4 protein-coding genes are annotated in these 3,054 nt (G+C 59.3%); 1 reads left to right on the plus strand and 3 read right to left on the minus strand.

What is annotated here, in order from left to right; translation table 11 throughout:
- From GPT33_RS17850 to GPT33_RS17860, 3 genes are all read right to left on the minus strand, one after another.
- Nucleotides 1-1,280, minus strand: a 1,280-nt coding sequence (locus tag GPT33_RS17850; protein WP_296811754.1) for an AAA family ATPase, incomplete at its 3' end; no start/stop codon positions are given.
- Between the two features lie 76 nt (nucleotides 1,281-1,356).
- Nucleotides 1,357-1,620, minus strand: a complete 264-nt coding sequence (locus GPT33_RS17855; protein ID WP_296811755.1) for a Txe/YoeB family addiction module toxin — start codon at nucleotides 1,618-1,620, stop codon at nucleotides 1,357-1,359.
- Entirely contained in the window at nucleotides 1,617-1,859 is a 243-nt protein-coding gene (locus GPT33_RS17860) for a type II toxin-antitoxin system Phd/YefM family antitoxin (RefSeq protein WP_296811757.1), read from the minus strand. Before GPT33_RS17860 ends, GPT33_RS17855 begins: the two co-directional genes overlap by 4 nt.
- A gap of 673 nt (nucleotides 1,860-2,532) precedes the next feature.
- Here GPT33_RS17860 and GPT33_RS17865 point away from each other — a divergent pair.
- Nucleotides 2,533-2,997, plus strand: a complete 465-nt coding sequence (locus tag GPT33_RS17865; protein WP_296811759.1) for a DsrE family protein — start codon at nucleotides 2,533-2,535, stop codon at nucleotides 2,995-2,997.
- Nucleotides 2,998-3,054 lie beyond the last annotated feature (57 nt).

Below are 3,054 nucleotides of genomic sequence, written 5' to 3' on the forward strand. Positions count from 1 at the left end.
CTGTAGAAGACGCTGGCATAGAAGCCTTCGTACCGGGCGATCGGATGGCCGTCATGCCACTGATGCGGGATGGCTGCGAAGAGCGCCTCGACATGGGCGCGCAGGGCCTCGAAATCGCCGCTCACCAGTACGTCGTAGAGCCGGCTGACGGCGCGCTCGGCCTGCATGGGATCGCCCATCAGTCCCTTGAGAAGCGCGTCGTTCAACGCCGACTCCACCTCCAGGTTCGGGTACCCCAGGCTGTATTCGAGCCGTGCGCCGATCCGTCGCGAACCGGTAAAGGTGAGATAACCGCTCTGCCACAGCAACGCCTCGGGCGACATGCTGTCCACGTCGAACGTCGACAGCAGTGCCTCCGATGCACGCACGCTGGCCAGGTCGGGCGTGAAATAGCCGCGCGCGGTGAGCCGATCGACCAGAAAGGTCGGCGTGCCGGTCTCGAACCACCAGGAGCGAAATTCGCGTTTCTGAAACAGCAACAACAGATCGAAGGGGTTGTAGACGGCCTCCCCCGTCCAGTTGTATCCGTTGTACCAGTCACGCATCCGATCGCGGTCGACGCCTTCGAGCTCCGGTGCAAAGACGGTTTCTACATCCTGCGGGGTATAGCCGCAGATGGCGGAGTAGGTTGTATCCACTGTGATGTCATTCAGGTTGTTGAGTCCGGAAAAGATGCTCACCTTGCTGAATTTGCTCACCCCGGTGAGGAAGGCGAAACGGATATGGGCGTCGGATCCCTTGATCACCGAGTAGAGGTTACGCAGTCCGTCGCGCATCGCGCGAGCCGTGTCGCGATCGTTCAGGTTATCGAGGATCGGCTTGTCGTATTCATCCACCAGGACCACGACACGTTGTCCGTAGTGGGCGTGGGTCTTGCGAATCAGCTCGCCGAAGGCCCCGGCGATGTCGAGATCCGGATGGACGGCGACCGCCAGTGCCTCGCGGTTGATGCGCAGCAGATCAGCAATGCGTGCGTCCAGTGCGTCGCGACTCTGAAGCACACCCTCCGCAAAGCTGATCCGGATGACCGGATAGCGTGTCGACCAGTCCCAGTGCGGATGGATCTCCAGCCCTCCGAACAGCGGCTCGTTGCCGGCGAACAGCTCGGCCAGGGTATCGATCAGCAGCGACTTGCCGAAGCGCCGCGGGCGCGAGAGGAAATAGTATTTCCCCTCGTCGACCAACTGGCGCGCAAAGCCCGTTTTGTCGACATAGTAATAGTCATCCTCACGGATTTCGCGGAAAGTCTGAATCCCGATCGGCAGTTTGCGGCGGTGCATGGCTAACCTCGGCAGGCTGATGCGCAATGGGCGCGGCGGCAATCGAGCGATCTCTGCTCAGCGCAACGGGTCCACGTTATTCGTAATGGCTCCATAGCCGTAGCACCTTAACCATCCTTTCCCCTTCCCGAACCTCGTATACCACCCGATGCTGTATATTGATTCGCCTTGAATAGGCACCCGCAAGATCGCCAACGAGTTTTTCGAAAGGGGGTGGCCGCTTAAATGGGTCTTCGGCAAGAATCGCCAACAACTCCTGTGCCTTGGATTTCAACCCACTTGACGCCAGTTTCTTCGCGTCTATCTGTGCTTGCTTCGTATAAACCACCTGCCAGTTCACCAATTTAGATCACCGGCACATTCGTTCACGGGCGTCTTCATGCCTTCCCGGATCGATTCGCGCATACCAGGTACAGATAGCAGAAACAGAGTCTCCTGGATCGCCTCCCAGTCTTCCGCGGAAACCAGCACTGCACTGTTCCGCTTCCCCGAAATCAGCAACGGCTGATGCGAGGATGCGGTCTCGTCGATCAGGCGATACAGGTTTGCGCGCGCTTCGCTGGCCGTAATTGCAGCCATGACCCACCTCCAATAAGCCACAAACGCCGATTGTCCGATATTTCGTACGTACGTCAAGAGGTACGTTTAATCGGCATAAGAACCAGAAGCGAAAACCGGGATAAGCCCATGGTTTCCCGGTCATATCGGCAGATCGACGCGATTGGTCTCGACTGGCTCTTTCCTCGGACGGCCCGACGCGCCGGGCTTAGTGCGCCGACCGACCATGATCGCAATCTGCCTCTGGAAGCGTGATTGCCTGGGACGAAGCCACCGTTGGTCGCGTCTCGAAGGGCGTTCAGCATGTGCTGCGGTCGGCGAAGAAGATCGCGTTGCGATCGATGCCCCGCAAGATGACTTGCATGTGGAAGACGGCGGCGACAATGCGAGCCTGTCGGGCTACCGATCGTTCGTTGTCTTGCAGTAACAGTGGCACCGACGATAGCAGGAAACCGTGATCCGTGCTCCGACCCCTCTCTCCGTTGGTGCCTTGGCGCGTGGCGATCCGCCTCCCATACCCATGCTCGAAAAGCTGAACTATCGGGCGGTTCTTGACCTATCCTGAGTTGCGCGGTCGGAACTCCGCGCGAAGCTGCATGCGCGACGCATCGGCAAATCGTGCATCGTGTTGCACGCAGACCGGGCCGACACTCGCGCACGAGAACCGACAACAACCACCATCGGATCAAATCCAATGAAACGTATCATCCTGGCTTCGTCCCTCTTCCTGCTTGTCGTCGGCGCCCCGTACGCCGACGATGGATACCCTAGTCAGAAGGTCGTCTACCACATCAACGTCGACGACGCGGCAACGCAGATTGCCGCTCTGCGCAACATTCAGAATCACATCGACGCGGTCGGAGCCGACAATATCGAGGTCAAGGTTGTCATGCACGGTGACGGAATCTCGTTGGTCGTCGAGCCGGACGCTTTGGAAGGTACCAAGATGAAGGCGGCCAACGCCGACCAAGACATGGCCGCTCGGATCGATGGACTGAAACAGCAAGGCGTGGCGTTCGAGGTCTGCGCGAACACCCTGAAAGGGCGCAATGTCGAAATGGACGACATGTACGACGTGAGCGAAGCCGATATCGTGCCGAGCGGCGTCGCCGAGTTGTCGCGTCTCCAGCAGCAAGGCTTTACCTACATCAAGCCTTGAGAGCGTCGCGGCCAAGCCGCAACACGCGGGTTGGGCAGGGGTGCCCAACCGCGTACC

It is taken from the genome of Thiocapsa sp. (assembly GCF_011390875.1).
Taxonomy (GTDB): Bacteria; Pseudomonadota; Gammaproteobacteria; order Chromatiales; family Chromatiaceae; genus Thiocapsa.

Coding starts and splice junctions, on each gene's coding strand:
- GPT33_RS17860 (WP_296811757.1), bottom strand. CDS start 1,859: ATGGCTGCAATTACGGCCAGCGAAGCGCGCGCAAACCTGTATCGCCTG.
- GPT33_RS17865 (WP_296811759.1), top strand. CDS start 2,533: ATGAAACGTATCATCCTGGCTTCGTCCCTCTTCCTGCTTGTCGTCGGC.